22 protein-coding genes and 1 pseudogene are annotated in these 24,772 nt (G+C 45.6%); 14 read left to right on the forward strand and 9 right to left on the reverse strand.

The annotated features are described in order from the left end of the window. Window positions 1-30 precede the first annotated feature (30 nt). A complete protein-coding gene (locus M1B78_RS06710) occupies window positions 31-2,703 on the forward strand; it encodes a transglutaminase domain-containing protein (RefSeq protein WP_257931755.1) in 2,673 nt (890 codons plus the stop codon). A gap of 145 nt (window positions 2,704-2,848) precedes the next feature. On the opposite strand, the gene M1B78_RS06715 is transcribed toward M1B78_RS06710, so the two are convergent. Beyond that, window positions 2,849-3,289, reverse strand: coding sequence for a DUF6078 family protein (locus tag M1B78_RS06715; RefSeq protein ID WP_176469356.1), 441 nt, complete (start codon window positions 3,287-3,289; stop codon window positions 2,849-2,851). A 600-nt stretch (window positions 3,290-3,889) separates the two neighbouring features. On the opposite strand from M1B78_RS06715, the gene M1B78_RS06720 reads away from it, so the two are divergent. Then, window positions 3,890-4,687 (forward strand): TrmH family RNA methyltransferase, encoded by a 798-nt coding sequence (locus tag M1B78_RS06720; RefSeq protein ID WP_257931756.1) that lies wholly within the window; start codon window positions 3,890-3,892, stop codon window positions 4,685-4,687. A gap of 27 nt (window positions 4,688-4,714) precedes the next feature. Further along, the gene (locus M1B78_RS06725; protein ID WP_257931757.1) at window positions 4,715-5,761 is read left to right on the forward strand and encodes an alcohol dehydrogenase; all 1,047 of its coding nucleotides are present in this window, start codon (window positions 4,715-4,717) and stop codon (window positions 5,759-5,761) included. Window positions 5,762-6,025: 264 nt separating this feature from the next. Here the strand turns inward: M1B78_RS06725 and M1B78_RS06730 are convergent, their stop codons facing one another. The 5 genes from M1B78_RS06730 to M1B78_RS06750 all read right to left on the reverse strand — a co-directional run bounded on the left by M1B78_RS06730 (window position 6,026) and on the right by M1B78_RS06750 (window position 10,425). Further along, on the reverse strand, window positions 6,026-6,547 hold the full coding sequence (locus M1B78_RS06730; RefSeq protein ID WP_257931758.1) for a hypothetical protein: 522 nt from the start codon (window positions 6,545-6,547) through the stop codon (window positions 6,026-6,028). A 16-nt stretch (window positions 6,548-6,563) separates the two neighbouring features. Further along, window positions 6,564-7,694: a membrane protein insertion efficiency factor YidD gene (yidD, locus tag M1B78_RS06735; RefSeq protein WP_016272863.1), complete on the reverse strand. Its 1,131-nt coding sequence runs from the start codon at window positions 7,692-7,694 to the stop codon at window positions 6,564-6,566. A 490-nt stretch (window positions 7,695-8,184) separates the two neighbouring features. Next, window positions 8,185-8,454 (reverse strand): XRE family transcriptional regulator, encoded by a 270-nt coding sequence (locus tag M1B78_RS06740; protein ID WP_328516892.1) that lies wholly within the window; start codon window positions 8,452-8,454, stop codon window positions 8,185-8,187. Between the two features lie 240 nt (window positions 8,455-8,694). Next, complete coding sequence (locus tag M1B78_RS06745) at window positions 8,695-9,705, reverse strand: GGGtGRT protein (protein WP_016272859.1); 1,011 nt, start codon at window positions 9,703-9,705, stop codon at window positions 8,695-8,697. Between the two features lie 18 nt (window positions 9,706-9,723). Further along, a complete protein-coding gene (locus M1B78_RS06750) occupies window positions 9,724-10,425 on the reverse strand; it encodes an iron-sulfur cluster assembly scaffold protein (RefSeq protein ID WP_005831848.1) in 702 nt (233 codons plus the stop codon). A 440-nt stretch (window positions 10,426-10,865) separates the two neighbouring features. Between M1B78_RS06750 and M1B78_RS06755 the strand changes: the two genes are divergently transcribed. From M1B78_RS06755 to metH, 5 genes are all read left to right on the forward strand, one after another. Next, window positions 10,866-11,363, forward strand: coding sequence for a DMP19 family protein (locus M1B78_RS06755; protein WP_016272858.1), 498 nt, complete (start codon window positions 10,866-10,868; stop codon window positions 11,361-11,363). Window positions 11,364-11,443: 80 nt separating this feature from the next. Further along, window positions 11,444-12,370, forward strand: coding sequence for a hypothetical protein (locus tag M1B78_RS06760; RefSeq protein ID WP_257931760.1), 927 nt, complete (start codon window positions 11,444-11,446; stop codon window positions 12,368-12,370). 3 nt (window positions 12,371-12,373) lie between these two features. Next, complete coding sequence (locus M1B78_RS06765; RefSeq protein WP_016272856.1) at window positions 12,374-12,946, forward strand: Yip1 family protein; 573 nt, start codon at window positions 12,374-12,376, stop codon at window positions 12,944-12,946. An 8-nt stretch (window positions 12,947-12,954) separates the two neighbouring features. After that, window positions 12,955-13,407 (forward strand): SsrA-binding protein, encoded by a 453-nt coding sequence (smpB, locus tag M1B78_RS06770; RefSeq protein WP_005831836.1) that lies wholly within the window; start codon window positions 12,955-12,957, stop codon window positions 13,405-13,407. 1 nt (window position 13,408) lies between these two features. Beyond that, entirely contained in the window at window positions 13,409-16,174 is a 2,766-nt protein-coding gene (gene metH / locus M1B78_RS06775) for a methionine synthase (RefSeq protein WP_257940230.1), read from the forward strand. Between the two features lie 64 nt (window positions 16,175-16,238). Here metH and M1B78_RS06780 read toward each other — a convergent pair whose 3' ends face one another. Both M1B78_RS06780 and udk read right to left on the reverse strand, forming a co-directional pair. After that, the gene (locus tag M1B78_RS06780; RefSeq protein WP_176468406.1) at window positions 16,239-17,606 is read right to left on the reverse strand and encodes a transglycosylase SLT domain-containing protein; all 1,368 of its coding nucleotides are present in this window, start codon (window positions 17,604-17,606) and stop codon (window positions 16,239-16,241) included. Window positions 17,607-17,720: 114 nt separating this feature from the next. Further along, window positions 17,721-18,332, reverse strand: a complete 612-nt coding sequence (gene udk / locus M1B78_RS06785; protein WP_257940231.1) for a uridine kinase — start codon at window positions 18,330-18,332, stop codon at window positions 17,721-17,723. Window positions 18,333-18,434: 102 nt separating this feature from the next. On the opposite strand from udk, the gene M1B78_RS06790 reads away from it, so the two are divergent. The 4 genes from M1B78_RS06790 (at window position 18,435) to M1B78_RS06805 (ending at window position 22,508) form a co-directional block, all read left to right on the forward strand. After that, entirely contained in the window at window positions 18,435-18,743 is a 309-nt protein-coding gene (locus tag M1B78_RS06790; protein ID WP_136010558.1) for a Dabb family protein, read from the forward strand. 11 nt (window positions 18,744-18,754) lie between these two features. Then, the gene (locus M1B78_RS06795) at window positions 18,755-20,788 is read left to right on the forward strand and encodes a protein-disulfide reductase DsbD family protein (RefSeq protein WP_257940232.1); all 2,034 of its coding nucleotides are present in this window, start codon (window positions 18,755-18,757) and stop codon (window positions 20,786-20,788) included. A gap of 61 nt (window positions 20,789-20,849) precedes the next feature. Next, window positions 20,850-21,527, forward strand: coding sequence for a chloramphenicol acetyltransferase (locus M1B78_RS06800; protein ID WP_257940233.1), 678 nt, complete (start codon window positions 20,850-20,852; stop codon window positions 21,525-21,527). Window positions 21,528-21,845: 318 nt separating this feature from the next. Then, the gene (locus M1B78_RS06805; RefSeq protein ID WP_257931765.1) at window positions 21,846-22,508 is read left to right on the forward strand and encodes a DUF2490 domain-containing protein; all 663 of its coding nucleotides are present in this window, start codon (window positions 21,846-21,848) and stop codon (window positions 22,506-22,508) included. Here M1B78_RS06805 and M1B78_RS06810 read toward each other — a convergent pair. Next, window positions 22,502-22,876: pseudogene (locus M1B78_RS06810) on the reverse strand (DUF4421 family protein); the annotation flags it as partial. The gene M1B78_RS06805 and the pseudogene M1B78_RS06810 overlap by 7 nt on opposite strands. Window positions 22,877-23,035: 159 nt before the next feature. Here M1B78_RS06810 and M1B78_RS06815 point away from each other — a divergent pair. Further along, window positions 23,036-23,527, forward strand: a complete 492-nt coding sequence (locus tag M1B78_RS06815; protein WP_136010562.1) for a PaaI family thioesterase — start codon at window positions 23,036-23,038, stop codon at window positions 23,525-23,527. Window positions 23,528-23,864: 337 nt separating this feature from the next. Beyond that, entirely contained in the window at window positions 23,865-24,716 is an 852-nt protein-coding gene (hisG, locus tag M1B78_RS06820; RefSeq protein ID WP_005832724.1) for an ATP phosphoribosyltransferase, read from the forward strand. The last annotated feature ends 56 nt before the right edge of the window (window positions 24,717-24,772 follow it).

Raw genomic sequence — 24,772 nt, forward strand, 5'->3', positions numbered from 1 at the left:
TTTTGTGGCTCAACCTCAATAAAAAGTATTATGAAACGAGTTGCACGACTTCTAGAATTTCTTGGACTAGTATGTTTACTGACCTCTTGTGGCGGACGTTCTTTCATTACAGACGCTTCTTACCACCAACGTGTGGAGCAGGACTTCAATCAAAAAAAAGAGAGATTGCCGCAAGGCGATTTGTTTGCCATATTCGATACGGACTTGACGCCGTACGAGCGTGAAGCTTTGGAGTTCCTTTATGCCTATATGCCTCTGGCAGATATTACCGATTATCCCGGAGAATTTCATTTGATGAACGTGCGCGCCTCCCAAAAGGCTGCAGATGAGATGCCTTGGGGAGAAGTTATTCCTGAGGATTTGTTTCGTCATTTTGTACTTCCGGTGCGGGTGAACAACGAGCAACTGGACAGCGCGCGGGTAATATTTTACGATGAGCTGAAAAATCGTGTGAAATCCCTTTCCCTTTACGATGCCATTTTGGAGGTGAACCATTGGTGTCATGAAAAGGCTGTCTATACTCCTTCTGACGCCCGTACCAGTTCGCCGTTGGCAACGGTACGCACAGCGTACGGACGTTGTGGGGAAGAATCCACTTTGTTGGTTGCCGCCCTGCGTTCGGTAGGCATTCCTGCCCGTCAGGTCTATACGCCCCGTTGGGCCCATACGGACGACAATCATGCGTGGGTAGAGGCATGGGCAGATGGGAAATGGTATTTTTTGGGTGCTTGTGAACCGGAACCGGTACTCAATCTTGGTTGGTTCAATGCTCCGGCCAGCCGTGGCATGTTGATGCATACCAAAGTTTTTGGACGTTATGAAGGAGCAGAAGAAGTAATGTCAGTCACTTCCAATTATACGGAAATCAATGTAATCGGTAACTATGCACCGACGGCCAAGGCCATCGTTACGGTAACGGATGGGCAAGGCAATCCGGTGTCTGATGCTTGTGTGGAGTTCAAACTCTACAATTATGCAGAGTTCTATACCGTGGCTCGGAAGCAGACGGATGCGGAAGGAAAGGTGTTCCTGACAGCCGGTAAGGGTGACATGATGATATGGGCTTCCAAAGACGGAAAATTCGGTTTTTCCAAGCTTTCTTTCGGTAAGGATAATGAACTGACCGTGACGCTGGACAAAGCTGCCGGTGATACTTTTACTGCCGATTTTGAGCTGGTGCCTCCTCCCGAAAGTGCCGAAATGCCGGAAGTCACCCCCGAACAACGTGCTGCGAACGACTGCCGCATGGCTCATGAAGATTCTATCCGCCATGCTTACATGGCTACGTTTATGACGGATGAGGCGGCACGCTACTTTGCACGGCAGTACAAACTCGACGAGGATGCCGTTTCCCGGATTCTGATAGCTTCCAGAGGGAACCACCAGGTTATTGCTGACTTCATGGCACGGTTGCGTTCTGAAAAGTCAAAGAGGGGAGGAATAGACCTGCTGCAACGGATTTCGGCAAAAGACCTTCGTGACGTTACGCTGGAAGTGCTAATGGACCACATGCAATCCGACATGTGCAAGAACCCCGACTATTTCCGCAGATATGTGCGCAATCCGCGTGTAAGCAACGAAATGCTGACTCCCTACAAGGGCTTTTTCAAGAAGGCCGTTTCAAAGGAAGAGGCTGAGGCATACAGGGCAGAGCCGATGAAACTGGTGGCATGGGTTGCCCGGAATATCCGTGTAGACAAAGAGTGTAATCTGGGCGGAGCTCCTATCTCTCCGGAAGGTGTTTGGAAAGCTCGTGTGGCTGATGCCCATAGCCGTGACATCTTCTTCGTCTCTATGGCACGTAGCATGGCAATCCCAGCCCGTATCAACGAAGTGACCGGCAAGGTGCAGTTGATAGGGGATGATGGTGCGGTGGACGTGGACTTGGATGTACAGTTTCAGGAAGAGAAATTGGGACAAAGGGGTAGGCTGGTGGCTTCCTATAACCCTATCCGCTCGTTAGACAACCCGAAATACTATTCTCATTTCACTCTTTCCAGACAGATTCCGCAGGGAAATTTGCAGTTGCTTTCCTATGACGAAGGCGATACGGATATGGGCGGTGGTATTACGTGGAGCAACCTGCTGAAAGAAGGGACGCCTTTGGATGCCGGTGATTATGTTTTGGTGACCGGTACGCGCCTTGCCAGCGGTGCGGTACTTTCCCGAATCTCTTCTTTTTGCATTTTGCCGGATAAGACAACGGACATCGAGCTGGTGATGCGCGAGAGCAGGGATGAAGTGCAGGTTATCGGAAACTTTAATTCAGAGTCTCTCTTCACTCCGTTGTCAGATGACGGTTCCGTAATCCAGCAAAGCCTGTTGCAGGCTTGCGGGCGCGGTTATTTTGTCGTAGGTATTCTGGGTGTCAATCAGGAGCCTACCAATCATGCGTTGCGCGACATAGCTTCGTTTAAGGCCGATTTGGAGAAGTGGGGGCGTAAGATGGTGTTGCTGTTTCCTGATGAAGCCAAAGCCGGCAAGTTCGCCCGCGAGTCATTCCCCGATTTGCCTTCTACCATTATTTATGGTATAGATACGGACGGTATCGCTGCGCAGATTGCAGAAAGCATGAAGTTGAAGCATAAAGAGAGCCTGCCGATATTCATCATAGCCGATACTTTCAATCGGGTGGTCTTCGTATCGCAAGGATATACCATCGGACTGGGAGAACAACTGATGAAGACAATCAAAGGAATATAGAGTTGACGGTAAGTCACAGCGTTTTGTGCCTTGCTTATAGCACAACTGTGCCATCCCATTGGCAAACTTGTGCCATAGGCAAGGCACAACTGTGCCAGTATGGTGGCACAGCTTGCAATCTATAGTGTGGATTATGGGTGTGTTTTTACGTCCATAAATAGTCGTAGTAGTAGGAATCGAATTTCATTGGGGCGGTTATTCCGCACTCTTTGAGGACATTCAGTATGGATTCTTGCTCTGCGGGGGATAAGGCGCGTTCTCCGCTACGGACCCGGTAGTAGGTTCGGCGGCTGGAGTTGCTTATAAGTCGCTGGGCGAAGAAGCGTACCTGCTTGGCCGTGAGGTTTTCCAATATGCCGAGAAATCCTTTGGCATATTGTACTTTTGTGCTGGAACAGTAGTAGGGACATTCTCCTCCCAGACTAGCTATATGCTTGGGACTGACGATGCTATATTGTACAAGGTCTGTGGGGGCAAGCCTTTCTGCCACTTGCCTGAGGCAGGTTCCGGACTTGGGACATTGCCGGTCGATGCACCAAAGGAAATTATTGGGGACATCGGAAAATTCAAGTTCTTTTTCTTTCATCTTAACGGGATTTCTTTTCTTTACGTTTGATATGCTTTTCTTGTTTGCAACGTATGCAGTAATTGCATGCTGTGGGAGGTATAGGAAAGCTTTTGCAAAAGTAAACATATTCTTCTGAATATGAAGCATGGTTTGCAGTTAATCATTTGCCAGGATTTTATCTTGTTTATTAAGTGTTCTATAAACGTTATATCGCAGATATTTCGTATTTTTGCATACAAATTCAGTTCTTAGATGGGGAAATGAATCCGGTACCATGAATTGTTTATGTTAGAATGTTTAATTTATAGTTTGTTGCACATGATGAAGGTCGCTTCTAGATTGTCGTTTATCTTTCCATATCAGATAACAAACGAAAAAACTAACATGTTCTTATCCTCCAATACGCCTAACGTAAGGATTGAATGCAAAGGGCGGCTATTGGATGCGGTTTTTGATACCGGCAATGTGAAATCTGATTTTGGAAATAAATTTGTGCAAATGTTCCCCGAAGCATTGTCAGGATTGGTGGAACATGAGGGTTGCCGAGGAGAATCCAACTATGAGAATATGTTTGTCCGTGGAGAGCGATAAAAATATTCTCCGCATGTAATATAATATATGGCTGTTATCGAAATATCATCATTAACTCATCCCGGTGTGGAAGTGTTCAGCACTCTTACCGAAGCCCAGTTGCGCAACCGTATCGAACCAGACAAGGGACTGTTCATTGCAGAAAGTCCCAAAGTTATCAAAGTGGCTTTGGACGCTGGTTATGAGCCTTTGGCTCTTTTGTGTGAGCACAAGCACATCTATGGGGATGCTGCCGAAATCATTGAGCGCTGTGGCGATATACCCGTCTACACAAGCGACAGGGAATTGCTTGCCGAACTGACCGGTTACGTCTTGACACGGGGCGTTCTTTGTGCCATGCGCCGCCCTGCTCCGAGGAGTATGGAGGAAGTCTGCCGGGGAGCCCGGCGTATTGTGGTTATCGACGGGGTGGTGGATACCACTAATATCGGAGCCATCTTCCGTTCGGCGGCGGCTCTTGGCATGGATGCCGTGCTGTTGACTCGGAATTCCTGCGACCCTCTGAACCGTCGTGCAGTCCGGGTATCTATGGGGACGGTCTTTCTTGTGCCATGGACGTGGATGGACGGTCCTCCCGGTGTGCTTGGTGAGTTGGGCTTCCGCACGGCGGCCATGGCGCTTACGGACAATTCCATTTCCATAGACAATCCCGTTTTAAAGGCCGAGTCCCGGTTGGCTATTGTGATGGGTACTGAGGGAGATGGTCTTTCGCACGAAGCGATTGCAGGAGCCGACTATGTGGTTCGCATCCCTATGTCGCACGGGGTAGATTCGCTGAACGTGGCGGCCGCGGCGGCCGTTGCTTTCTGGCAACTTCGCGTTTGAAGTGATAACTCAAAAAAAGCATATATTATGTTGGCATATACTTATATTGAACACGGAAAGTTCGGATTGCTTGAGAAACCGATACCGGTGTTGGAAGATGCGCGCGATGCTATTGTGCGGGTGACACTGGGTAGCATATGCACCAGTGACTTGCATATAAAGCATGGAAGCGTACCGCGTGCTGTACCCGGAATTACGGTAGGACACGAAATGGTGGGCATCGTAGAGCAGGTGGGTGCCGAAGTTGAGTCGGTAAAGCCCGGTGACCGTGTGACTGTGAATGTGGAGACTTTTTGCGGTAAATGTTTCTTTTGCCGTCACGGATATGTGAACAACTGTACCGACGCCAATGGCGGTTGGGCTTTGGGGTGCCGTATTGATGGCGGTCAGGCGGAATATGTACGTGTGCCCTATGCCGATCAGGGACTGAACCGTATTCCCGATACGGTAAGCGACGAGCAGGCACTCTTGGTAGGCGATGTGTTGGCCACCGGCTTCTGGGCTGCCCGTATCTCCGAAATAACCGAGGAAGACACTGTACTCATCATCGGTGCCGGGCCGACGGGTATTTGTACCCTGCTTTGTTCCATGCTGAAGAAGCCCCGTCGCATTATTGTCTGCGAGCAGTCGGCCGAAAGAATCCGTTTTGTCCGCGAGCATTATCCGGAGGTGCTGGTCATTGGGCCGGAAAACTGCAAAGATTTTGTGAGGAAGCATAGCGGTCATGGTGGGGCAGATGTCGTACTTGAAGTTGCCGGCACGGAAGATACTTTCCGCTTGGCATGGGAGTGTGCCCGTCCCAATGCCATTGTCACCATTGTGGCGCTTTATGACCAGCCTCAGTTATTGCCCTTGCCGGAGATGTATGGCAAGAATCTTGTCTTCAAGACCGGTGGTGTGGATGGGTGCGATTGTGCCGAGATACTGCGCCTGATAGCGGCGGGACAGATAGATACCACACCGCTTGTCACGCATCGTTTCCCGTTGAAGGAAATTGACGAAGCCTACCGTATTTTTGAGAATAGGCTGGAGGGGGTAATCAAGGTGGCGATTATGGGCGAGAGGAATTCCTGATGGGGTTAAGGTCGCAGTCTTATTTGTGTGAGAACTGCACAGAACTCTTGGCTGTTACAAGCGAGGCCTGTCATCTGGTAAGGCACATTGCCAAAGAACTTTATGTGTTGTAATTTAATCTGCCCTCTCTTATAGCTTTTTCTTGGTTCAGGCGTTCCTGCTGTTTCCTTTTTTCTTCTAAAGTAGAATAGGACTTCACTTCATCAAGAATGCGATGCGATGAAGCGAAGTCCTATTGAGAATGATTAGGTTGGAGAAACTTTCTTATAGATTAATTTCTACATTTGAAGTTACTGTTCCTTGTACTTGTGCACCTGCGGGAATTTCTGCTTTTCCACCTTTGATGAGAAAACCGAACAGACAGCAAATCGTCAGAACAATAGATAACGCGAGTTTATTGCTACCTTCATCGGATAAGTTGTTTCCTGACAAGTAAACAGTAGTTCCGTCAACAGCTTTTACGCTTTTGATAGCTATTTCCAGTTCTCCTTCAGAACCCAGTAAACCTCTCTTTTTGGCTCTTGTAATCTGTCCTTGTGCAATAGAACCTGCTGAAATGACGATTTTTCCATTAGCCTTGACATCACTCAATACTCTGAAATCTACCATTTGTCCGCTTTTGACATTGCTGCTGGATAATGTTGATACCAACTCTAATGGAATGCTGGTTCCGGCTCTTAATATAACCACTTCGCCAGGCATTGTAAATGACATTGTCAACATTGCAATGGCCATTAATAACACTGCAGGTTTGAAATAAACCTTTTTTGTTAATTTTGTAAACATAATAAAAATGATTTAGTTAATAAAAAATGTTGTTTATCCTTTCTAATTTTCTGATTTGTTCGTTCTTCTTTTTTGAATTGTATCGAATGGCACTTCTGCCTGCTCCGTTTATATTTCCTATATAGAATGACAATGATAAGAAACCGCAAACTCCTGCTACTCCATAGTTTTGCTTTTTTATGCTGGTATAGGTAGCGTAACCTAATAAGGAGTTGACTAAGAAAGCTGTCAGTGCACTTCCTTTATGCTTGGTATATAAGTATCCTGCTCCGGGAATTATTGATAGCATTCGGGCCATTGTAGGATTCTTCTTTTTCTGTTTCATCATTTGTTTGATAATATCAATGCTTTGCTGATTGAATGATGAAGTCCCTGCATTTTGATTGAAGCAACTCAAAGAGTTTTCGTATTCTTCGTTTTGTGCGGAAAGAATACCGTATAATGCATTTGCTTTTTGAACATCGGGAAATGAAACTGTATCACGTCTTATTTTCTCTGTCAAGTTTATAGCATTGCTGAAATTATTTGTGCAATAATATAAGATAGCTGCCTGCATTTGAAGCTCAGTGTTTTTCTTGATAGTGTCAGGAAATGTAACTTCGTATTCAAAAATGCCTTCTTCGTATTCTTTCAGTCCTCTGTGGCATAGAAGCTTTAGTTTATACAGCTGATGGTCTCCTTGGTTGGAAAAAAGTAGTCGTTCTATTTCCAATAGTGCAGGATAATACTCCTCTTTGTTGATTAATTGGTTGATAAAAAGTATATTGCTGTCTCTGTCGCTTCTCCATTTTAAGATATCTGTATGAGGCGCTTGATAACGATTATGGATTATTTGTGTAGGAAAATTGTCTTGCGGATAATCTATGAGACTTCTGTTTCCCGATTGGTAAGTAATGTCATAGTAACGTGCATCGTGGCTGCATCTTATAATTCGGTCACAAGTCAGGGTTATGGCTTTGGGAAAAGTGAAATTCTTAAAGGCCATTTTTCCGTATTGAGAGCAGGAGGGATACATGGCGCATCTGCTGTTTTTTTGACTGCTGAGAAAATCCTGATAAAAGCCAATGTAGTCATCTGTGGCTATGTTTTGTGTAAAACTGGCAGATGCTTGTATGAGTAATAGTATTATATAGATATATCGTTGCATAACTTATATACGAGTAAGTGATATCTTTGCTATCTGTTTGTTTTTTCTAATGACAATGAAATAAGCCTCAACTATAGTGTCATATTGATTCTTCTTTATAAATAGGTTGGCAATGTATTTTCCTTTCTTTTTGAGGAAAACATCGTCCTTTTCAACTGATTTGTGGAATGAGATATTCTTTTTGTTGGCTATGATACATATATGATATTACCTTCATCGGATAATGATATTTCTTTATTATTATTATGGCTGCGAAATATGTGATTGATGATGTGAGTATATAATTTGTTGGAACATCGGTATTTATCGATTCTGAAATTTTCTCCACATAGTTTTGCGGAAAAGGATAATAAAAATAGAATGTATATGATGATTCTCATTTTTTTTCTGCAAAGATAGGGCGGCAGATGTTTGCATATCATTTTGGAATGATAGTATAATTCACGAATGTGTTGAAGAAAAATCACGCTTTTCTTGATTAAGCCGGGACTTAATTGACCTGTTTCCGGTCTAATTCGGTGAGGTAGTGTTGAAAGAAATTGTGTTGCAGCACGATGGAAATGCGCAGCAGTAGGGCGGTGTCGATACTGGTACGCTTGAAGATGGAATACACATTTATCCGTTCGCAGCAGAGTTTTTTGGCGAACCAGCTCACAGAGCGTTCTTGGCGGTGAAGCTCTTCCTCTATCAGTTTTCCAATGTGTATTATACAGAAATAAAAAAGGCGGAACCATTCGTGACTTATTTCAATCTGAGGCACCGCCAAGCACCTTGTTCACAAATAAGCACAAACAGTTCACGCCCAAACAGGACGTGAACTTTCATCGACTTATTCTCGTGAACTTCAAATTGGCGGTTTTCAGATTGAGAGAATAAGAGCTAAAAGCTCAAATATCTTTTAATAAGTAATGGAATGGAAACGCTTTTCCAAAAGTTTTTGTTTTTAATAAAAAATAGGAGAGTACTTAAAAAAGTACTCTCCATATAAATAATTTCAATATTATTTGCTCAAAGCAGTAGCCACGTCCACAGCGCAAGCCACTGTACATCCTACCATCGGGTTGTTGCCAATTCCCAGGAATCCCATCATCTCTACGTGAGCGGGAACTGAGGATGAACCAGCGAACTGAGCGTCTGAGTGCATACGACCCATAGTGTCTGTCATACCGTAAGAAGCCGGTCCGGCAGCCATGTTGTCCGGGTGCAGAGTACGGCCAGTACCACCACCGGATGCTACTGAGAAGTACGGCTTGCCAGCCAATACACGTTCTTTCTTGTAAGTACCTGCAACCGGATGTTGGAAGCGGGTCGGGTTCGTAGAGTTACCAGTGATGGATACATCCACGCCTTCTTTCCACATGATAGCCACGCCTTCGCGAACATCGTCTGCACCGTAGCATTTTACTTTGGCACGAGGACCGTCGCTGTATGCGATTTCACGAACAACGTTCAGTTCGCCTGTATAGTAGTCGAATTGAGTCTGAACGTATGTAAAGCCGTTGATACGAGAGATAATCTGTGCAGCGTCCTTGCCGAGACCGTTCAGGATGCAACGCAGGGGTTCTTTACGTACTTTGTCAGCTTTAGCAGCAATCTTAATTGCACCTTCGGCAGCAGCGAATGACTCGTGACCTGCTAAGAAAGCGAAACACTTAGTTTCTTCGCGCAGCAACATGGCTGCCAAGTTACCATGACCGATACCAACCTTGCGGTCGTCGGCTACAGAACCCGGGATGCAGAATGCCTGCAGACCGATACCGATAGCTTCAGCAGCCTCAGCAGCGTTCTTGCAGCCCTTCTTGATGGCGATGGCGCAACCTACAACGTATGCCCATTTTGCATTTTCGAAACAGATGGGCTGAGTTTCTTCACAAGTCTTATAAGGATCGAGACCATGAGCTTCGCAGATAGCATTGGCTTCTTCGATGTCTTTGATACCGTTTGCGTTCAATGCAGCAAGAATCTGCTTGATACGACGGTCTTGGCTTTCAAATTTTACTTCTCTAATCATATGTCTTTCCTCCTTATATTATTCGTGACGTGGGTCAATGTGTTTAACTGCACCTTGCTCTTCAGTGAAGCGGCCGTATGTACCGGTAACTTTCTTCAATGCTTCATTGGCGTCTGTACCTTTCTTGATTTCATCCATGAACTTGCCCAGATGAACAAATTCGTAACCGCAGATTTCGTCGTTCTTGTCCAAAGCGATAGTCTTGATGTAACCTTCTGCCATTTCCAGATAACGAGAACCCTTAGCCAAAGTTCCGTACAGTGTACCTACCTGGCTACGCAGACCTTTACCCAAGTCTTCCAAGCCAGCACCAATCATCAAACCGCCTTCAGAGAAAGCCGACTGAGTGCGACCGTAAACGATTTGCAGGAAGAGCTCGCGCATAGCTGTATTGATGGCGTCGCAAACGAGGTCAGTGTTCAATGCTTCAAGGATAGTCTTTCCCGGGAGGATTTCTGATGCCATGGCAGCAGAGTGAGTCATACCGGAGCAACCGATAGTCTCAACCAAAGCTTCCTGAATAACGCCTTCCTTTACATTGAGGGTTAATTTACATGCACCTTGCTGAGGAGCACACCAGCCAATACCGTGTGTCAGACCAGAGATGTCAACAATTTCTTTCGCTTTTACCCATTTACCTTCTTCGGGAATAGGAGCCGGTCCGTGGTTAGGACCTTTCTTCACAACACACATGTGTTCCACTTCGTGTGAATAAGTCATAATTAGCTCTTTTTTAAGTGATATAATTAAAAAAACGTAGTCCTCTTTTATTAGTCGGGTGCAAAGTTAGTTGTTTTCCCCGTTTCTGCCAACTGTTCAATTTGACTTTTTTATTAAAAAGAAGTAATGAGAAGTTGAATTTCTGCGGAATGTAAAGTAGAGTTTGCAGTTGACTGTTTTTTCGTCTCTGATAGGGCTTGTGAATCAATAAGGTATGTGCTTGTTAATCAGGAAGAGTCTTTTTAAAATTCCTTGCTTGCGTCTTGGTGATTTTTTGCCATGCCTATGGCACAGTTTTGCCAACACGGTGGCACAGTTTTGCCAATGGTAAGGCAAAATCTTGCCAACTGGTTGGCAAGACGAAGAAAATAAAGAGGAGTCCGTGTTTGACTATGGTTGCAAAGTCTTACCTTTGTGGCATAATAAATAAAAAACAAACTATGATAGAAGTTACAGATGTGGCATTGCGCCAGGCTGCCGGCGAAGGGATGGATGCGTTTATCGGCGTATTCACTGATGCTTATAAGAAAGAAATAGGCGGAGAAATGACTGCAGGGACGATGTCTTTGCTTACCGGTGAACAGCATTCTTTGTTGGCCTATCAGATATTCCGTGATGAAGTGATGGAGGGAGGCTTCTGCCAACTGATTCAAAATGGTTATGGCGGTTATATTTTCGACAATCCGTTTGCCAAAGTGATGCGTTTGTGGGGAGTGGGCGATTTGAGTAAGTTGGTTTATGCTGCCAGGAAAATATACGATAGCCATCGTGACGACTTGGAGCGTGAACGCACAGACGAGGAGTTTATGGCAATGTACGAGCAATATGAGGCTTTCGATGAACTGGAAGATGAATTCTTGGAGAAAGAAGAGGAATATACAGCTTTGGTTGCCGGCTATGTGGATGAACATTTGGAACTGTTTGCCAAGATTGTGTAGTGTGGATTAACTGATATAAATGTTAAATATTACTGTGACATGCAGTATTTAGATTAATCTTTCATTTAATCTTAAAAACAATGAAAAAACGAGGAGAGTATTATATTACTCAATTCTTTTATTTAAATTTGCAAACTCTAATATTTATAGGAAAGATGAAACAATTTAAATTCTTGATGGTTGCCTTTAGCTTATTAATGGGCGTTTCTTTAACTTCGTGTCTGAATTCTGAAAGTGATCCTAACAGTTACGGAGGTGGTATGGTTAAAGTTCAGAGTTATACGGGCTATACCTCTTTTAAAGGCGAGGGCGGCATAACTATTACCCCAACACTGGCTTCTATTTCTGTTTTAGAGGCTAATGGCCTCAAAATATCAGAATTGAGTGATAAAGTGGTGAATATAGCCTATCGTTGGGATCCTACCCAAGTGGATATACCTAAAGATTCCAAAGATATCAAAGGTGTTGAGTTGTATTCTATCGAATCTTTGGATAATCCGGTGGAAATCGTAGAAGAAAAGGGTGTGTCTGCAAACGACTCTCTTGCACACTCTAACAATGCTGCCATTATTTCAGTGGGATATGATGCAAGTGGTATGAAATATGAACCGCAATTCTTCTATGATGATTATACGATTGTTGTTCCGATGAATTATTATATTAATAACAAGAAACATTTCTTGTCGTTGATGTATTATCCGAATGAGGACAATGGCCCTGAACTGACATTGTATTTGGCTCATAATTCAAATAAAGATTCTGAATCCGCTAACAGTACTTCTTGGAATTTGACTGCAAATACAGGTGGCTATTATGGATTGGGATTGTTCTATAAGGCATACGATTTGAGAAGTGTGATTAGTCGTTATAAAAGAGAAACCGGCTTTTTTGAAAATCCTCCTGTTGTTAAGATTGTAGCGAACGTAAATCAATATTCAATGAAGCTGGATGATTCTCAGACAGAAGAGAAGACATATACAGTAACAAAGAAAGAAGCAGATAAATAAGATTTGAACTACAAAGAATTATTTCATATAGCAATACTACTGATTTCCTCTCCGGCTCGTGCTTGGGAGGAAATTAGTTTAGAGGATAGGCGAAAAGTTTTTACTGCTTTTGTCTATCCTATGATTGGTTTATGCGGGTTGTCCGTCTTCATTGGCTCTTTGATGAAGATGGGATGGGACGGACCGCAAAGTTTTCAATATGCCATGACACAATGCTGTGCGGTGGCTGTATCCTTGTTTGGAGGATATTTTTTGGCAGCCTATCTCATCAATGGGTTGCGTGTCCGCATGTTTATGCTGGACAGTGATATTCCTTTGGCGCAACAGTTTGCAGGTTATGCATTGGTAGTAGTGTTCATGCTGAAAATTGTCATCGGCATATTGCCGGACTTTGGCATTATGGCTCTGTTGCTCCAATTCTATATCGTGTATGTAGTGTGGGAAGGAAGCAAAAAGGTGATGCAGGTAGAAGAAAAAGACCGTTTGCGTTTCACTATTCTTTCTTCAATTTTCTTAATAGTTTGTCCGGTAGTGATTGAATGGATATTCAATAAGCTGACGGTAGTGCTAAACTGATAAATGTAATGAAACAAGCTCCTGTAAATATAAAGAATAAGCGTGCTACGTTCGACTACGAGCTGACGGACACCTATACGGCCGGCATTGTGCTTACGGGCACAGAAATCAAGTCCATCCGCTTGGGCAAAGCAAGCTTAGTCGATACGTTCTGTTACTTTGCAAACGGTGAATTGTGGGTGAAGAACATGCACGTGGCCGAATACTTCTATGGTTCGTACAACAATCACAATGCACGCAGGGAGCGCAAGCTTTTGTTGAATAAGAAGGAACTGGAGAAACTGATGCGCGGCACGAAAGACCCGGGTTTCACCATTGTTCCCGTGCGCTTGTTTATCAATGAAAAGGGGTTGGCCAAACTTGTGGTGGCACTAGCCAAAGGTAAGAAGCAATATGATAAGCGCGAATCACTGAAGGAAAAAGATGACAAACGCGATATGGCGCGTATGTTTAAAAGATAATATGAGTAAACTTGGTAGTTTGGTGCGTGAGCGCATCCTTATTCTGGATGGTGCAATGGGCACCATGATACAGCAGTACAACTTGACAGAGGAAGATTTTCGGGGCGAACGCTTCTCGCAGATTTCCGGACAGATGAAAGGTAACAATGACCTGCTTTGCCTGACACGCCCTGATGTGATACAAGATATTCACCGCAAGTATCTGGCGGCAGGTGCGGATATTATCGAAACAAATACATTCAGTTCCACCCGCATCAGTATGGCCGACTATCATGTGCAGGACTATGTGCGTGAGATGAATCTTGCCGCAGCTCGTCTGGCCCGCGAAGTGGCGGATGAGTTTACCTCTCTTACTCCCCACAAACCCCGTTTTGTGGCAGGCTCCGTAGGACCGACGAACAAGACCAGTTCCATGAGTCCTGATGTGAACAATCCGGCTTTCCGCGCCTTGAGCTACGATGAACTTGCCGATGCCTACCGTGAGCAGATAGAAGCATTACTCGAAGGTGGTGTGGATGCCTTGTTGATAGAAACTATTTTTGATACGCTGAATGCGAAGGCTGCTATTTTTGCCGCCGGGCAGGCAATGGAAACTGTAGGAGTTCATGTACCCTTGATGCTTTCTGTGACTGTTTCTGATATTGGAGGGCGTACTTTGTCGGGACAAACTTTGGATGCTTTTCTCGCCTCCGTGCAGCATGCCGATATTTTTTCCATTGGGCTGAACTGCTCTTTCGGAGCCCGCCAACTGAAGCCTTTCTTGGAGCAACTTGCCGTCCGTGCACCCTATTATATCAGTGCTTATCCCAATGCCGGACTGCCTAACAGTCTGGGAGAATACGACCAGACACCTGCCGACATGGCACTGGAAGTGAAAGAATACATTCACGAAGGACTGGTGAATATTATCGGTGGTTGTTGCGGAACGACAGATGCCTACATTGCCGAGTACTCCTCACTGATTGCCGGTGCAACGCCCCATCAGCCGGCGCCCTGCCCGGAAAATCTTTGGCTTTCCGGGCTTGAACTTCTGGAAGTGAAACCGGAAAATAACTTCGTGAATGTGGGTGAACGTTGCAATGTGGCGGGTTCGCGCAAATTCTTGCGTCTGATTAATGAAAAGAAATATGACGAGGCGCTCAGCATTGCCCGCCAGCAGGTGGAGGACGGTGCGCAGGTCATCGATATAAATATGGACGACGGACTGCTGGATGCTCAAGTGGAGATGACGACTTTCCTCCATCTGATAGCTTCGGAACCGGAGATTGCCCGTGTTCCCGTCATGATAGACTCCTCTAAGTGGGAAGTGATTGTGGCCGGATTGAAATGCTTGCAAGGCAAGTCCATCGTCAACTCCATCTCTTTGAAGGAGGGAGAAGATAAATTCCTGGAGCATGCGCGTACCATCAAGCAATATGGTGCGGCAACTGTGGTGATGGCTTTTGATGAAAAAGGGCAGGCAGACACGTACGAACGTAAGATTGAGGTTTGTGAACGGGCATACCGTCTTTTGGTGGACAAGATAGGATTCAATTCCCATGATATAATTTTCGACCCGAATGTACTGGCTGTTGCCACGGGTATGGACGAGCACAATAACTATGCGGTGGACTTTATCCGTGCCACCGGATGGATACGCAAAAATCTGCCCGGTGCGCATGTCAGTGGGGGAGTGAGTAACCTTTCCTTCTCTTTCCGCGGCAATAATTACATTCGCGAGGCAATGCATGCCGTATTCCTTTACTATGCCATCCGCGAGGGCATGGATATGGGTATCGTCAATCCGGCTACTTCTGTTCTTTACACCGATATTCCCGCTGATATATTGGAACGCATAGAGGATGTGGTCTTGAACCGTCGTCCCGATGCTGCCGAGCGCCTGATAGAAACTGCCGAGCGCTTGAAAGCGGAAGCAGAGGCGGCAAAAACTTCCGGAGGAGAGCGGCAGGCTGCCGCTCATTCCCAACTTGCCTGGAGAGAGGGGACTTCTGTGGAAGAGCGGTTGAAGTATGCCTTGACAAAGGGTATTGGCGATTATCTGGAAGAAGACCTTGCCGAAGCGTTGAAACTGTATCCCAAAGCTGTTTCTATCATTGAAGGTCCGTTGATGGCGGGCATGAATCATGTTGGCGACTTGTTTGGGGCAGGCAAAATGTTCCTGCCGCAAGTAGTGAAGACGGCACGCACCATGAAGAAAGCGGTTGCCATCCTCCAGCCCGTAATCGAGTCGGAGAAAGAAGAGGGTACAACTGCTGCCGGGAAGGTGCTGTTGGCTACGGTAAAAGGTGATGTGCACGACATTGGCAAAAATATAGTCTCGGTAGTAATGGCCTGCAACGGGTACGATATAGTGGACCTTGGCGTCATGGTGTCTGCCGAAACCATTGTGCGGCATGCCATAGAGGAAAAGGTAGACATGATAGGATTGAGTGGTCTGATAACTCCTTCGCTGGATGAAATGGTGCATGTAGCCATTGAGCTGGAAAAGGCAGGTCTGGACATTCCTCTGCTGATAGGTGGTGCCACGACTTCACCGCTTCACACTGCTCTGAAGATTGCTCCGGTCTATCATGCTCCCGTAATCCATCTGAAGGACGCTTCGCAAAATGCTACAGTAGCAGCCAAACTGATGAATCCTAAGACAAAGGAGGAGCTGGAAGAAGAACTGCATGAGAAGTATCGGCAGTTGTGCGAGAAGAACTGGGGAACACAACTGCAAACAGTTTCTCTGGAAGAGGCGAGAAAAAATAAACTGAGGCTGTTTTAAGAATAAAAAATGAAGGATTAAGGATTAACCTGCGGTATATATTCCTAATATTATGCGCAATTCATTAATCCCTAATCCTTATTTTCTTCTTGTATTGTTCAAATCGTGAGGTAATATCCCTTACAAAATTATAAGTTTCGATGCCACGGAAATAACCGTTTTTGCAGACGGGGTCTGTGAAGTATTCCTCGTTGCTTTTTAGTAGAATGAAGTTTTCTACATTATCACGCCAGACATATTTGTTTTTGCCGTATTTTTCGGCCAGTGCCATGGCATCCAGCACATGGCCGATTCCGGAATTATAAGATGCCAGCACAAAGTTGATACGTTCTTCTTGGGGTATCTTGGAAAAACTTTTGGCTGTGGCACCTATGTATTTCACGGCAGCCTTTATATTCTCTTCAGGATTCTGTTCCTTTCCTTCGGGCACCCCCATGGCTCTGGCTGTGGCGGGCATCAGCTGCATAAGTCCTTTGGCACCTGCCCAAGATACTGCGGTAGAGTCGAAGTTGGATTCTGTATATGCCAAGGATGCCAGCAGACGCCAGTCCCAATTTATCTCGGGAGCATATTTCTTGAACAAATCGTCGTAAAGGGAGATTTTCCCTTCTCGCAGGGAGAGGATGGGGGAGTGGGGAACGGCCTTGCCGATTTCAAAATATCGTTTCATGCTTGCCGTGTAGGCAGGCGAAGTCATATTCACCTCATGCCATTTGTTGGCGGCTGCTGCTAATTGCGGACAGTCTTTCCTGACTGCCCATGAGGCACGCTGGTCAAAGCTGATGGAAAGCTTGATATTCAGATTGGAATAATAAGTGGTATTGAGCTGTGCCACGTCATTGTCTGCTACAGTGTAGGAGATTTTCCCTTGCGCCACTTGAGTGATGAGGTCTTCTGCACTGATACTGTCGTTGGTCACTTTATGAATGTGGATACCTCCTCCGAGTTCCTCGTCCAGATTGACTAGCCGTTCATAATATTTTCCGGGCTTCACATACACATCTTTCCCGATAAGTTCCGTCACGTCCTTCAGTGGTTTGGTACGTCCGCCGTTACGTTGCACGATGACTTGGTGGGTGATGACTTCCTCACCGCAATAAAGCAGGCTATCTTTCCACTCTTTGGTGATGGGCAGGTTGTAGGCAATGAGATCTCCTTTGCCTGCCAACAACTTCTCTATGAGCTCGTGTACATTCCGGGCCACCTCTATTCTCAGCTTCACTCCTAGGCTCCTGGCAAATTGTTCGCTGAGTTCGTACTGGAATCCCATGTCTTGGCCACGGTAGATGAAATAGGAAGTGGAACTGTACAGTGTCAATACAACCAGTTCTCCGCTGTCCTTTATCTGTTGCAGGTCGTCCGCTTCTTCTTTTTCGGCAGGATGTCCTCCTCGGCATCCTGCCATGCAACACAACGACACCAGTAGAATCATTGATAACGGATTATTGATAATGGATAATGTATGCTTGGCGAGAGAAAATAGGTTGTTCATATTTCATAGGTTTAGTGCGTTCTTAATTATCCGTTATCAACTCTCCGTTATAAATTAATTCCCCAAATGCTTCTTGATATACATGGTCAATATATCAATAGCCACTTGGTTGTTTCCGCCTTCCGGTACAATGAGGTCGGCGTATCGTTTGCACGGCTCTATGAATTGCTGGTGCATGGGTTTCAGTATGCGAGTATAGCGCTCCATGACGGCTTCGGCTGTACGTCCGCGTTCCACCACATCGCGCTGGATTACACGAATCAGTCGTTCGTCGGGGTCAGCGTCTACAAATATCTTTAAATCCATCATGTTTCGTAGTTTCTTGTCGCACAAGGCAAGGATACCCTCGATGATGATGACTTCCCGAGGTTCGATATGGATGGTTTCGGGCTGGCGTGTACATGTCAGGTATGAATAGGTGGGCTGTTCTATGCTTTTTCCTTCGCGCAGCATGGCGGCATGCATGGAAAGAAGGCTCCACTCAAAAGCGTCGGGGTGATCAAAGTTAATGTTCTGCCGTTCTTCCACGGGCACATGGCTACTGTCCTTGTAGTAAGAGTCTTGTGGCAATAATACCACTTCACCAGCCGGTAGGCTTTCGATAATTTTACGTACGACGGTGGTTTTTCCCGAGCCGGTTCCACCTGCAATTCCTATTATTAACATCCGTTTAAGTGTATATTTGAAACAAAACCAGTATTTTTGCAGTTGTTAAGACAGCTGCTTAGGCTGACAAATATAAGGATAAATCATTTAAATAGCAAAGTTATGGTAAAGCACATTGTATTATTTAAGTTAAAAGATGAGGCACCGGCTGACGAGAAGTTAGCTGCAATGAACAGTTTCAAGTCGGCTATTGAAGCACTTCCTGCTAAAATATCCGTTATCCGCAAGATTGAAGTCGGACTGAACGTCAATCCTGCCGAAACTTGGAGCATCGCTCTTTACAGTGAGTTTGATACGTTGGATGACGTGAAATACTATGCTACCCATCCCGATCATGTGGCTGCCGGTAAGCTCATCGCTGCTGTGAAAGAGAGCCGTGCCTGTGTGGATTATGAGATAATCGAAAATTAAAATCAGAGAACATGAAAAAATTACTGTTCCCTTTCGTTCTGTTGCTCTTCGCTGTGGCGGTGCAGGCACAGATACAAGACCCCGTCAAGTTCAATTCCGAACTGAAGATTTTGGCTGCCGATGAAGCGGAGGTCGTTTTTACGGCTGCTATTGACAAGGGCTGGCATGTCTATTCCACCGACTTGGGCGATGGAGGGCCTATCTCGGCGACTTTCAATGTGGAGAAAATTTCCGGAGCGGAAGTAGTGGGTAAACTAAAGCCCATGGGCAAGGAAATTTCTACTTTCGACAAGCTGTTCGAAATGAAGGTGCGTTATTTTGAGAATGCAGCCCAATTTGTGCAGAAGCTGAAATTGACGGGTGGTGCCTATCAGCTGGAAGGGTATCTGGAATATGGTGCCTGCAACGATGAAAATTGTCTGCCGCCCACACAAGTGCCTTTCCAATTCTTTGGTAAGGCAGAAGGGGCTGCAAAAGAAGCTGTCGTTGCTGGGGCTGAAACGAAAGTCGAAGAGCAGCCAGCAAAGCAGGAAGCTGACACCGATGCAGCTTCTGGGGTTGCCATCGCCAGTGTGGACGGTCTGACAGAGATTAATGTAACGGACAAGGTAGACCTCTGGAAGCCGGTCATCAATGAACTGCAATCTTTGGGCGAAACTACTTCGCAGGAAGATATGTCCTGGATTTATATCTTTATTACCGGATTTGTCGGTGGATTGCTGGCGCTCTTCACTCCTTGTGTATGGCCCATTATCCCGATGACTGTCAGCTTCTTCCTGAAGCGTAGTAAGGATAAGAAGAAGGGTATTCGTGATGCATGGACGTATGGTGCTTCCATCGTAGTGATTTATGTGACGCTCGGACTGGCCATTACGCTGATTTTCGGAGCCAGCGCACTGAACGCACTCTCTACGAATGCAGTATTCAATATCCTTTTCTGCCTGATGCTGGTGGTGTTTGCGGCTTCCTTCTTCGGAGCGTTCGAGATAACGTTGCCCTCCAAGTGGAGTACGGCTGTAGACAGCAAGGCCGAGGCGACAAGCGGTTTGCTCAGCATCTTCTTGATGGCGTTTACCTTGTCGCTGGTATCTTTCTCCTGCACGGGACCCATTATCGGATTCCTGCTGGTGCAGGTTTCCACGACGGGCAGCGTGGTGGCTCCCGCCATCGGCATGCTGGGCTTTGCCATAGCTTTGGCATTGCCTTTCACGCTGTTTGCTTTATTCCCGTCTTGGTTGAAGTCCATGCCCAAATCCGGCGGATGGATGAACATCATCAAGGTGACGCTCGGCTTCCTGGAGCTGGCCTTTGCCCTGAAGTTCCTTTCAGTAGCCGATTTGGCTTACGGTTGGCGTATCCTCGACCGTGAAACGTTCCTTGCCTTGTGGATTGTACTTTTTGCGCTGCTTGGTTTCTACTTGTTGGGCAAAATCAAGTTCCCGCACGATGATGACGATACGAAGGTCAGCGTACCCCGTTTCTTCATGGCGTTGGCCTCACTGGCATTTGCGGTGTATATGATTCCCGGTTTGTGGGGAGCTCCGTTGAAGGCAGTCAGTGCTTTTGCGCCGCCCATGCAGACGCAGGATTTCAATCTTTACAATAATGAGGTACATGCCAAGTTTGATGATTACGACCTCGGTATGGAGTATGCCCGCCAGCATGGCAAGCCCGTGATGCTCGATTTCACCGGTTACGGTTGCGTGAACTGCCGTAAGATGGAGCTTGCCGTATGGACAAACCCGAAGGTGAGCGATATTATCAATAACGACTATGTGCTTATCACGCTCTACGTCGACAACAAGACGCCGCTTTCTTCTCCCATAAAGATTGTGGAGAATGGCACGGAACGCATGTTGCGCACGGTAGGAGACAAGTGGAGCTACTTGCAGCGCGTCAAGTTCGGTGCCAATGCACAGCCCTTCTATGTGCTGATTGACAACGAAGGCAAGCCGGTCAACAAGTCCTATTCCTACAATGAGGATATTCCTGCATACATTGAATTCCTTCAGACCGGGTTGGAGAATTATAAAAAAGAGAAATAGATAGAATCGGAAAAGGATGCTTGTAAAAAGGCATCCTTTTTTCACTAAATCCCCTTTTTGTATGAAACACATTATAGACATTGATGCTTGGGAACGCCGGGACAATTATGGCTTTTTCCGTGGATTTGCAAACTCTTGGTATTCTGTCACCACTGAGATTGATTGCACAGAAGCCAGTGCTTCCGCCCGAGCGATGAAGCGTTCCTTTTTCCTTTATTATCTTTACGCAGTGTTGCGTTCGGCCAATGAAGTTGATGAGCTGCGTTACCGTACAGACAAGGAAGGCCGGGTGGTTTTTCACGACCGTGTGGACATCATCTCTCCGATAGCCGTTCCTGGAAAGATCTTCTATACTGTGCGCATTCCCTATCACGAGGATTTTGAGCGTTTTTATGCCGAGGCCTTTGCTCTGATAACGAATATACCTGAAGACGGTGACCCGTATGGAGCTGAAAAAGTGCTGGCAAGTCAGGGTGATTACGATGTAGTCCATCTGAGTGCGGTTCCAAAAATGTATTTCACCTCCATTAGTTACACGATTGCCGAAGTCGGTAATGGTTGCAGTTATCCTCTGATGACTGCCGGAAAAGTTGTGACTCGCGAAGGACGTCTGGTATTGCCGCTTTCCATCTACGTCAACCATGCTTTTGTAGACGGTTCGCATCTTACCTCCTTCTTCGGAAAGGTGGAGAAGTATTTGAAGGAAATCAATTCTCCTATGCCAAGATTATTTAATTAATTACTAACTTGTCCCGATTTTAGTGGGGCACTAATGCCTATCGTGCCGTACATTGGGACACAAAACATCATCTGGGCCGGCTATAGGAATAGATAGAATAACGTTTTCTGTTTGAAGCGAGTAACGTGTTTTTTCTTCCTTGATTTATATCTGAAAAGTAAGCGTATATTAAATTCTTCATTGAAATTTAATATGCGCTTTTTGGTGTATGAGAAAAGAAAAATCTATCTTTGTCCATAGTCGTTAATTTGAATGCAAACAGAAGATTTTGTATAATTGAACAAACTTCGACAGCATTATAATCCAATTATCAGAGATATGGGAAAGAACCTCTTTGTGCACATAAAGGTATTTGTTTTGTCGGTTTTTCTGCTGTTTGTTTCGTCTTTTCTCCTGCATGCACAGAAAAAAGATTTTACTACTTGGACGAATCTCGGTTTTGAATATAAATTGCGTTCGGCATTTGCTGTTTCCGCTGCTCTGGAGTGGCGCACGAAGGATGATTTTGGGAAAACAGACCGATGGGGATTGCAGGTGGGAGGAAGCTACAAGCCGCTGTCCTTCTTGAAGTTCGGAGCAGGATATGAGACACATTATCGTAACCGGGGAACGGATGGATGGAAGTTTCGGCATCGCTACCATGTAGACGGAACCTTGTCTGCTCGTGTGCAAAGGGTAAAACTGTCCTTGCGTGAGCGCTTTCAGCATACGTTCGATGGATATGAGGACGAGTTCCGCATGCGCTCGTGTGCGAAGGTGGCATATGACATTCCGAAGTGTAAGTTGGAGCCGTATGCTTCGGTCGAAATGTATAATGGTTTGAATAGGACAGAGCATTTTGGAGTAAAGCGGATGCGTTATCGCGGGGGAATCACGTTGCCTTTGTCCGAGCGCTGGGAGGCGGACCTCTTTTATTGCAGGCAGTGGGAGCAGGATAAGCGGAAGAATATAGTAGGAGTGGAGTGTGCTTATAGCTTCTGAGAGTGGAGCCTGTCAGTATCGACAGCCCATCCCAGGAATATCCAACGCCATCCGAAGTAAGCGCCTGTCTTGTTGTGCGGGTTGGGCGAGAAACGGAGCCGCTGGTCGTCATTACCTACGGAGTAGTATTCGTAATTGGTGAAATGGTCGAGCATCAGGGCGTAATTGTATTGGTTGGGGCTGATATAGGTGGTGTCGAAGTCGCTGAAATTGAGGAATTTCTTCAGTGATTTTCCGAAGGTGTTCTTATGCACGACGCTGTCGTACGCAATAGGATTGTTCTCCTTGTTTTGTGCAAACAATGAGAATGTAAATAATATCCATAAGCAGAAAAAGCCTCCTCTTTGCATCTTATTGTTCTCTCTCATCTATACAAAGCTAAATAGAATAACCGGTTTTAAACAGTATCTCGCTAATTTTTCTCTGAAAAAGGTATTAATAATTTGTAGTTTTCAATCGGAATGACTAATATTGAACGTTTTATTAAGCGAGTTTATGAGTCAGAACCAGATAAAGGAGAATACTATATGAAGAAGATTATCAATCCGTGGAAAGATATGGAGGGGTACAACTGTTTCGGTTGCTCTCCCGACAATGAAGCAGGTGTGAGAATGGAGTTTTATGAGGACGGCGACGAGGTGGTGAGTATCTGGAAGCCGCGTCCGGAGTATCAAGGATGGCTGAATACGTTGCATGGAGGCATCCAATCCGTATTGCTGGATGAAATCTGTGGCTGGGTAGTGTTCCGCAAGTTGCAGACCGGTGGGGTAACATCGAAAATGGAGACCCGATTCCGCAAATCCATATCAACCAACGACGCGCACGTGGTACTACGGGCTTCGCTTCGGGAGCAGAAACGGAATATTGCCATTATAGAAGCGCATCTGTACAATAGCATGGGAGAACTTTGTACGGAAGCTACATGCACCTACTTCACCTTTCCGAAGGAGAAAGCGGAAGCGGAAATGCATTTTCATAGCTGCGAAGTGGAGCAGGAGGAAATATTGCCGTTGATTTAATTGTTTCACCACAGATTACACAGATTTGCATAGATTGGAATAAAAATAATCTGTGTAATCTGTGGTGAACTAAGATGAATTTGAAAGAAAAAATAAACTTTTTGTGATAAATTTTTTGGAGTTTCAAACTTTTAGTTTACTTTTGTCGCATTAAAATCCAAAAAATATGAAGAATATCGTTGCACATCATCACCATCATCATCCTAACGAATAACTCGGTGGGCGTATGAGTGTATATGTACAACAGATGACATAACAGACGAGGCTTGCCGAATATTGGTAAGCCTCGTTTTGTTTTCTGTCATCTCATTCAAAATAGTAAATAGTAAATAACCTTATGTTAAGAATTGCAGTACAAGCTAAGGGTCGTCTGTATGACGAGACCATGTCTTTTTTGGGAGAATCGGATATTAAGTTGAGTGCCATGAAGCGTTCGTTGTTGGTGCAGTCATCAAATTTTCCTCTTGAAGTGTTGTTCCTGAGGGATGACGACATTCCGCAGTCTGTGGCTACCGGAGTGGCTGATATAGGAATTGTGGGTGAGAATGAATTTGTTGAGAAGAATGAGGATGCAGAGATAATCAAGCGTCTGGGATTTAGTAAGTGTCGTTTGTCTCTCGCCATGCCGAAGGATATTGAGTATCCGGGGGTGAAGTGGTTTCACGGAAAGAAGATTGCGACATCTTATCCGGGTATCCTTTCCGGCTTTTTGAAAGAGAATGGGGTGAATGCGGAGATACACGTCATTACGGGGTCGGTAGAAGTGGCGCCGGGCATCGGTCTGGCAGATGCCATTTTCGATATTGTAAGTTCCGGTTCTACGCTGGTGAGCAACCGCCTGAAGGAAGTGGAGGTTGTGATGAAGTCCGAAGCCCTGCTGATTGGTAACAGGAACCTGAGCGAGGAAAAGCAAGAGATATTGAGGGAGCTGTTGTTCCGTATGGATGCTGTGAAGACAGCCGAAGATAAGAAGTATGTGCTGATGAATGCCCCGAAAGAGAAACTGGATGAGATTGTCTCTGTACTTCCGGGCATGAAGAGCCCCACGGTGATGCCTTTGGCACAAGAAGGCTGGTGCTCAGTACATACCGTACTCGACGAGAAGTGTTTCTGGGAGATTATCGGAAAGTTGAAGGCATTGGGGGCGGAAGGCATTCTGGTGCTGCCGATTGAGAAAATGATAATTTAAAGCCTCGAGGATGTGTCAAAAGTATATAAACGCTTTCTTTATGTTACGACATTAGG

Source organism: Bacteroides muris (ex Fokt et al. 2023) (assembly GCF_024704895.1).
GTDB lineage: Bacteria > Bacteroidota > Bacteroidia > Bacteroidales > Bacteroidaceae > Bacteroides > Bacteroides muris.

Excerpts from the sequence above, each read along its gene's own strand:
- M1B78_RS06760 (WP_257931760.1), top strand. The coding sequence starts at position 11,444 with ATGAAAAAACGAGGAGAGTATTATATTACTCAATTCTTTTATTTAAAT.
- M1B78_RS06805 (WP_257931765.1), top strand. The coding sequence starts at position 21,846 with ATGGGAAAGAACCTCTTTGTGCACATAAAGGTATTTGTTTTGTCGGTT.
- M1B78_RS06750 (WP_005831848.1), bottom strand. The coding sequence starts at position 10,425 with ATGACTTATTCACACGAAGTGGAACACATGTGTGTTGTGAAGAAAGGT.
- M1B78_RS06780 (WP_176468406.1), bottom strand. The coding sequence starts at position 17,606 with ATGATTCTACTGGTGTCGTTGTGTTGCATGGCAGGATGCCGAGGAGGA.
- M1B78_RS06800 (WP_257940233.1), top strand. The coding sequence starts at position 20,850 with ATGAAACACATTATAGACATTGATGCTTGGGAACGCCGGGACAATTAT.
- udk (WP_257940231.1), bottom strand. The coding sequence starts at position 18,332 with ATGTTAATAATAGGAATTGCAGGTGGAACCGGCTCGGGAAAAACCACC.
- M1B78_RS06720 (WP_257931756.1), top strand. The coding sequence starts at position 3,890 with ATGGCTGTTATCGAAATATCATCATTAACTCATCCCGGTGTGGAAGTG.
- M1B78_RS06755 (WP_016272858.1), top strand. The coding sequence starts at position 10,866 with ATGATAGAAGTTACAGATGTGGCATTGCGCCAGGCTGCCGGCGAAGGG.
- M1B78_RS06790 (WP_136010558.1), top strand. The coding sequence starts at position 18,435 with ATGGTAAAGCACATTGTATTATTTAAGTTAAAAGATGAGGCACCGGCT.
- M1B78_RS06710 (WP_257931755.1), top strand. The coding sequence starts at position 31 with ATGAAACGAGTTGCACGACTTCTAGAATTTCTTGGACTAGTATGTTTA.
- M1B78_RS06725 (WP_257931757.1), top strand. The coding sequence starts at position 4,715 with ATGTTGGCATATACTTATATTGAACACGGAAAGTTCGGATTGCTTGAG.
- metH (WP_257940230.1), top strand. The coding sequence starts at position 13,409 with ATGAGTAAACTTGGTAGTTTGGTGCGTGAGCGCATCCTTATTCTGGAT.
- yidD (WP_016272863.1), bottom strand. The coding sequence starts at position 7,694 with ATGCAACGATATATCTATATAATACTATTACTCATACAAGCATCTGCC.
- M1B78_RS06815 (WP_136010562.1), top strand. The coding sequence starts at position 23,036 with ATGAAGAAGATTATCAATCCGTGGAAAGATATGGAGGGGTACAACTGT.
- hisG (WP_005832724.1), top strand. The coding sequence starts at position 23,865 with ATGTTAAGAATTGCAGTACAAGCTAAGGGTCGTCTGTATGACGAGACC.
- M1B78_RS06745 (WP_016272859.1), bottom strand. The coding sequence starts at position 9,705 with ATGATTAGAGAAGTAAAATTTGAAAGCCAAGACCGTCGTATCAAGCAG.
- M1B78_RS06795 (WP_257940232.1), top strand. The coding sequence starts at position 18,755 with ATGAAAAAATTACTGTTCCCTTTCGTTCTGTTGCTCTTCGCTGTGGCG.
- smpB (WP_005831836.1), top strand. The coding sequence starts at position 12,955 with ATGAAACAAGCTCCTGTAAATATAAAGAATAAGCGTGCTACGTTCGAC.
- M1B78_RS06715 (WP_176469356.1), bottom strand. The coding sequence starts at position 3,289 with ATGAAAGAAAAAGAACTTGAATTTTCCGATGTCCCCAATAATTTCCTT.
- M1B78_RS06730 (WP_257931758.1), bottom strand. The coding sequence starts at position 6,547 with ATGTTTACAAAATTAACAAAAAAGGTTTATTTCAAACCTGCAGTGTTA.